The sequence below is a fragment of the Inquilinus limosus MP06 genome (assembly GCF_000767795.1).
GTDB lineage: Bacteria > Pseudomonadota > Alphaproteobacteria > DSM-16000 > Inquilinaceae > Inquilinus > Inquilinus limosus_E.
Genome location: NZ_JANX01000381.1, coordinates 1 through 6,184 on the forward strand (window position 1 = coordinate 1; position 6,184 = coordinate 6,184).

General features: G+C 67.0%; 6 protein-coding genes. 5 read left to right on the top strand and 1 reads right to left on the bottom strand.

Annotated features, from left to right (window positions below):
- Positions 1 to 362: 362 nt before the first annotated feature.
- On the bottom strand, positions 363 to 869 hold the full coding sequence (locus P409_RS23545; protein ID WP_034844427.1) for a sigma-70 family RNA polymerase sigma factor: 507 nt from the start codon (positions 867 to 869) through the stop codon (positions 363 to 365).
- Positions 870 to 1,479: 610 nt separating this feature from the next.
- On the opposite strand from P409_RS23545, the gene P409_RS23550 reads away from it, so the two are divergent.
- The 5 genes from P409_RS23550 to P409_RS23570 all read left to right on the top strand — a co-directional run.
- A complete protein-coding gene (locus P409_RS23550; RefSeq protein WP_081991743.1) occupies positions 1,480 to 2,751 on the top strand; it encodes an ABC transporter substrate-binding protein in 1,272 nt (423 codons plus the stop codon).
- A gap of 138 nt (positions 2,752 to 2,889) precedes the next feature.
- A complete protein-coding gene (locus P409_RS23555) occupies positions 2,890 to 3,744 on the top strand; it encodes a carbohydrate ABC transporter permease (RefSeq protein WP_238578754.1) in 855 nt (284 codons plus the stop codon).
- A 10-nt stretch (positions 3,745 to 3,754) separates the two neighbouring features.
- Positions 3,755 to 4,630: a carbohydrate ABC transporter permease gene (locus tag P409_RS23560; RefSeq protein WP_081991744.1), complete on the top strand. Its 876-nt coding sequence runs from the start codon at positions 3,755 to 3,757 to the stop codon at positions 4,628 to 4,630.
- Between the two features lie 7 nt (positions 4,631 to 4,637).
- The gene (locus P409_RS23565) at positions 4,638 to 5,750 is read left to right on the top strand and encodes an ABC transporter ATP-binding protein (RefSeq protein ID WP_034844431.1); all 1,113 of its coding nucleotides are present in this window, start codon (positions 4,638 to 4,640) and stop codon (positions 5,748 to 5,750) included.
- Positions 5,747 to 6,184: Gfo/Idh/MocA family oxidoreductase (locus P409_RS23570; protein WP_034844433.1), on the top strand; the 438-nt coding region annotated here is incomplete at its 3' end. The genes P409_RS23565 and P409_RS23570, both read left to right, overlap by 4 nt.

The window sequence follows — 6,184 nt, forward strand, 5'->3', positions numbered from 1 at the left end:
AGGAACTCGGCCCGGACCAGGACGCGGCGGAGGAACCGGTGATCCTGGCGCGCCATGGCGAGCTGCCGGCGGAACTGCTGGAGGGCTGAGTCCAGCGGCTTTAGAGATCGGCTCTTCGATCCCATCACCGTCATGGCGAGCCCCGAAAGGGGCGCGGCCATCCAGGGCAGCTCGCACCGGCCCTGGATGGCCCAATAAGACTCAAGGGGCGCTCCGCGCCTCGCCATGACGGATCGATATGCTGGGCCGGTGGCATCAGCTCATGTCTAGAGGACGAACGGGAACAACACGATGCCGGCTCGGCATGACATGAAAAGGGCGCCGCGGAGGCGCCCTTTCGCGACGGGGCCGGGCCGTCCGGCTCAGTGGACGCCGCTCAGCTGCCGCAGGCTCTGCCGCGCCCGGCCGAGGCGGGAACGGATCGTGCCGACCGGGACGCCGAGGGTGCTGGCCGCCTCGTCATAGGAGGCGCCGCCCACCGCGACGATCTCGAGCACCTCGCGATGGTCGTGGCTCAGCCGCGACCAGGAGTCCTGCACCCGGCCGATCTCGACCCGCTGCTCCTGGTTGACCGGCACCGCGATCTCGCAGTCCTCGACCGGGAAGTGGCTGGACGCCCGGTTCGCCGGGCCGACGAATTTCGACAGGAACAGCCGGCGCATCATCACCACCAGCCAGGCCATCAGGTTGGTGCCGGGCTGCCACAGATGGAACTTGCAGTAGGCGCGCATCAGCGTTTCCTGCAGCAGGTCCTCCGCATCCGTCGGGTCGCGGGTCAGCGATGCCGCGTAGCGCCGGAGATCCGGCATCCTCGGCGACACCAGGGACGTGAAGCTGGCGGACGGGGCTCCCTTGATCCTGTTCGTCATTCTCCCACCCTTTCCTGCACTCGGCCGTTTCCGGCGCGGGCAAAGTCTTGCCGTGTCCGGACTCGGGACCTGCGGCCCTTCTCCGGATGATCTGCAATGATCGGACGATCGATTGCCGCTTCGGTGCGAACTCTGGGATGAAACGCCTCACCAGTTTCTATGTTCCGCCCAATTTCCGTCGCAAATCTCTGGAAACGGGCACACCAGAATGGCGCGCATCCCGTGAAGACATTGGATATCGCCGTTTCGCTTCGCCCGCCCTAACATTTGATAAATGAGAAAATATTTCGATCCCCGAAAGAATTACATCATTTGATAAGCCGGGGACTGGCGGCACCGGGACGCATGGGCGGCGCCGACACGACCGGTCCCGCGCCCCGCAAATCCTCTCCGGAATGATTGAGATTCAGCCGCTAAACATTCGTCAGACAAAGGGATTCCGGCTTCCGCAGCCCCATCCGCTTGGCGTATGGAGACATTACGCCGCCGGACCGTTCGGTTCGGATGGAAAGTCGAGGTTCGGGGCCGCGCCCCGCCGAGATCCGCCGCGTTCGACGGCGGAGAATGCCTGTGCGTTCCTGCGCGGGCGTCGAACAGGAGAAGGCAGGGAATGTTCAAGACGTATCTGACGGCGACCGCGGCAAGCCTCCTGGCCCTGACCGCTGCCGCCTATGCCCCCTCCGCGGCCGCCCAGGCCAAGGAGGAGGTCGAGGTGATGCACTGGTGGACCTCCGGTGGCGAGGCCGCCGCCCTCAACGTCCTGAAGGAGCAGCTGCAGAAGGAAGGCGTGTCGTGGAAGGACGCGCCGGTGGCCGGCGGCGGCGGCGATGCGGCGATGACCGCGCTGCGCGCCCGGGTGACCGCCGGCGACAAGCCGACCTCGGTGCAGCTGCTGGGCACCGCGATCCATGACTGGGCCGAGCAGGGCGTGCTGGCCGACCTGACGCCGCTGGCCGAGAAGGAGCATTGGGCCGACCACATCCCGCCGGCCATCGCCGCCTTCTCGACCTATGACGGCAAGTGGGTCGCGGCGCCGGTCAACATCCACCGCACCAACTGGCTGTGGATCAACAAGAAGCTGCTCGACAAGGTCGGCGGCAAGGCCCCGACCAGCTGGGACGAGTTCCAGGCCCTGGCCAAGAAATTCAAGGACGCCGGCATCACCCCCTTGGCCCATGGCGGCCAGCCCTGGCAGGAATCGACGATCTTCGACGCGATCGTCGTCTCGGTCGGCGGCAACGACTTCTACAAGAAGGCCTTCGTCGACCTCGACCCGGATGCCCTGGGCGGCGACACCATGCAGAAGGCGTTCGACCAGTTCCGCGTGCTGCGCGGCTGGGTCGACCCGAACTTCTCCGGCCGCGACTGGAACCTGGCCTCGGCCATGGTGATCAACGGCGAGGCCGGCATGCAGGTGATGGGCGACTGGGCCAAGGGCGAGTTCATCAAGGCCGGATTGAAGCCGGGCGTCGACATCGTCTGCGTGCCCTATCCGGGCAGCGAGAAGGCGTTCCTGTTCAACAGCGACCAGTTCGCCATGTTCAGCCTGGACGACAAGGCCCGGCAGGACGCGCAGCTGAAGCTGGCAAGCGCCATCGAGAGCCCGAGCTTCCAGGAGAGCTTCAACCTGGTGAAGGGGTCGATCCCGGCCAACACCGAGGTCAAGCCGGACAAGTTCGACCCCTGCGGCCAGAGGTCGATGGCCGACCGCGACGCGTTCAAGTCGACCGGCGGCATGCTGCCCAGCCTGGCGCATGGCCACGCCGCCTCGGCTGCGGTCAAGGGCGCGATCTACGACGTCGTCACCAACTTCTTCAACTCGAACCAGTCCTCCGCCGATGCGGCGAAGGCCCTGGTCGACGCGGTGGCGCTCGCCAAGTAACCCCCGTGCGCGGGGGCCGGCCGGTCGCCGGTCCCCGCTGCCTTTCCGCCCCCCGCTTGCTTCGAGGGCCTGCCGATGGCCGCGATCTCCGAGCCCGCAGCCGCGGGTCGCCGATCCCCATTCGATTGGCTCCAGACGATGTTGCCCAAGCTCGTCCTGGCGCCGTCCTTCGCCGTGACCATCATCTGCGTCTACGGCTTCATCCTGTTCACGCTGTACCTGTCGTTCACCAGCTCGACCATGCTGCCCAGCTTCAACTGGGCCGGCCCGGTCCAGTACGAGAAGCTGTGGTCCGACCCGAAATGGTACATCTCGCTGGCCAATCTCGGCATCTACGGCGTGCTGTATATCGGCATCAGCACCGCGATCGGCCTGATGCTGGCGATCCTTCTGGACCAGCGGATCCGCATCGAGGGGGCGCTGCGCACCATCTACCTGTACCCGATGGCGATCTCCTTCATCGTCACCGGCACGGCCTGGAAGTGGATCCTCAATCCCGGCCTCGGCCTCGACAAGCTGATGCACGACCTGGGCTGGACCAGTTTCACCTTCGACTGGCTGATCAATGGCGACATGGCGATCTACACCGTCGTCATCGCCGGCGTCTGGCAGTCCTCCGGCTTCGTCATGGCGATGTTCCTGGCGGGGCTGCGCGGGGTCGACAGCGACATCCTGAAGGCCGCGGCGATCGACGGCGCGACGCTGCCGCAAACCTATCGGCGGATCATCATCCCGCTGATGCGGCCGGTGTTCCTGTCGGCCTTCGTGGTCTCGGCCCATCTGGCGATCAAGAGCTTCGACCTGGTGATGGCGCTGACCGCGGGCGGCCCCGGCACCTCGACCTGGATGCCGGCCCTGTACATGTACAGCCTAACCTTCACCCGCAACCAGATGGGCCTCGGCGCCGCCAGCGCCGTGATCATGCTGGCGACGATCAGCGCCATCATCGTGCCCTATCTCTACTCCGAGCTGCGGGGTGGCCGCCGTGACTGATGCAGCATTGATGGTCCCTGGTCCGCGCTCGGGCCTGTCGGTGGCGCTGCGCTGGGGGCTGTTCGCCATCCTCGGCGTGTTCGCGCTGATCTACCTGTTCCCGCTCTTCGTCATGATCGTCACCTCACTGAAGACGCTGGACGAGGTGCGCGCCGGCAACCTGCTGTCGCTGCCGCAGGAGCCCACGGTGGCGCCCTGGGTCAGCGCCTGGAGCACGACCTGCGTCGGCCTGACCTGCGAGGGGCTGAAGGGCTATTTCCTCAACTCGATCCTGATGACGGTGCCGGCGGTGGCGATCTCCGCCGTGCTCGGCGCGCTGAACGGCTACGTCCTGACCAAATGGCGGTTCAGGGGCGACGGCATCGTCTTCGCCCTGATCCTGTTCGGCTGCTTCATCCCGTTCCAGATCGTGCTGCTGCCGATGGCGCGGACGCTGGGGCTCCTGGGCCTCGCCTCCTCCACGCCCGGGCTGATCTTCGTCCATGTGGTGTACGGGCTGTGCTTCACCACGCTGTTCTTCCGCAACTACTACGCCGCCTTCCCGAACGACCTGGTGAAGTCGGCGATGATCGACGGCGCCGGCTTCTTCCGCATCTTCTGGCGGATCCTGCTGCCGAACTCGATCCCGATCATCGTGGTGACGGTGATCTGGCAGTTCACCAACATCTGGAACGACTTCCTGTTCGGCGTGTCCTTCGCGGGCGGCGGCGGCGCCATGCCGGTGACCGTGGCGCTGAACAACATCGTCAACAGCTCGACCGGCGTGAAGGAATACAACGTCCACATGGCCGCGGCGATCATCGCCGCGCTGCCGACGCTCGTCGTCTATGTGCTCGCCGGCCGCTATTTCGTGCGCGGCCTGATGGCGGGCGCGGTGAAGGGATAACCGCACCATGGCCTCTCTCACGATCCAGAACGTGATCAAGCGCTACGGCGCGATCGAGATCCTCAAGGGCATCAACATCGGCATCAACGACGGCGAATTCCTGGTGCTGGTCGGCCCGTCCGGCTGCGGCAAGTCCACGCTCTTGAACATGATCGCCGGGCTGGACACCATCACGGACGGCACCATCGCCATCGACGGCCAGCGGGTGAACGACCTGCACCCGAAGGACCGCGACATCGCCATGGTGTTCCAATCCTACGCCCTGTACCCGAACATGTCGGTCGAGCAGAACATCGGCTTCGGCCTCGAGATGCGCGGCGTGCCGAAGGAGCAGCGGGCCAGGGCGATCGCCGAGGTGGCGAAGCTGCTGCAGATGGAGCATCTGCTGAAGCGCAAGCCCAGCCAGCTGTCCGGCGGCCAGCGCCAGCGCGTGGCGATGGGCCGGGCGCTGGTGCGCAACCCCAAGATCTTCCTGTTCGACGAGCCGCTGTCCAACCTCGACGCCAAGCTGCGGGTGGAGATGCGGACCGAGATCAAGAAACTGCACCAGCGGCTGAAATCGACCATCGTCTACGTCACCCACGACCAGATCGAAGCGATGACGCTGGCCACCCGGATCGCGGTGATGCGGGCCGGCGAGCTGCAGCAGCTGGGCACGCCGCGGGAGATCTACGACACCCCGGCCAACACCTTCGTCGCCGGCTTCATGGGGTCGCCGCCGATGAACCTGATCAAGGCCAAGGTGGTGGACCACAATGGCGGCCCGCACGCCGCCATCGACCGGATGCATGACGGCGAGGTGGTGCTGCCGCTGCCGGCCAATGACGGGCTGCGCGGCGCCGCCGGGCGCGAGATCATCCTGGGCCTGCGGCCGGAGAACATCACCGACCCGCAGGGCGCGGTCAGCAGCGGCGGCCCGACGCTGGCGGCCGACTGCCTGATCGAGGTGACCGAGCCGACCGGCCCGGACCTGATCGCGGTGGTCGAGATGGGCGGCAAGGAGGTGCTGGCCCGGCTGCGCCCCGACGCCGAGGCCCGGCCCGGCCAGCGCAGCCGGCTGGTGTTCGACATGGGCAAGGCCGTGGTGTTCGACGCCGGAACGGAAGCACGCATCGCATGAAACCCATCCGCATCGGCCTGATCGGCTACGGCCCCGCCGCCCGCGTCTTCCACGGGCCCCTGATCACCGCCTGCCGCGGCACCGAGCTGGCCGCGGCGGCGGTGCGCAGCCCCGAGGCAGTGATCGACGCGCCGCCCGGCCTGCCCATCGTCACCGTCGACGCCCTGCTGGCCGACCCGTCGATCGAGGCGGTGGTGGTGGCGACGCCGAGCGGCAGCCACCACGCCGTGGCCCGCAAGGCGCTGGAGGCCGGCAAGCATGTCGTGGTCGACAAGCCGGTCACGGTGACCGCGGCCGAGGCCGACGACCTGATCGCCCTGGCGGCCGAGCGGCGGCGGGTGCTGACCGTGTTCCACAACCGGCGCTGGGACGGCGACTTCCTGGCCCTGCAGGGGCTGATCGCCGAGGGCCGGCTGGGCCGCGTCCTGTCCTTC

What these genes read in the sequence shown, in the direction of transcription:
- P409_RS23545 (WP_034844427.1), bottom strand. Translation starts at nt 869, where the DNA reads ATGACGAACAGGATCAAGGGAGCCCCGTCCGCCAGCTTCACGTCCCTG.
- P409_RS23550 (WP_081991743.1), top strand. Translation starts at nt 1,480, where the DNA reads ATGTTCAAGACGTATCTGACGGCGACCGCGGCAAGCCTCCTGGCCCTG.
- P409_RS23555 (WP_238578754.1), top strand. Translation starts at nt 2,890, where the DNA reads ATGTTGCCCAAGCTCGTCCTGGCGCCGTCCTTCGCCGTGACCATCATC.
- P409_RS23560 (WP_081991744.1), top strand. Translation starts at nt 3,755, where the DNA reads ATGGTCCCTGGTCCGCGCTCGGGCCTGTCGGTGGCGCTGCGCTGGGGG.
- P409_RS23565 (WP_034844431.1), top strand. Translation starts at nt 4,638, where the DNA reads ATGGCCTCTCTCACGATCCAGAACGTGATCAAGCGCTACGGCGCGATC.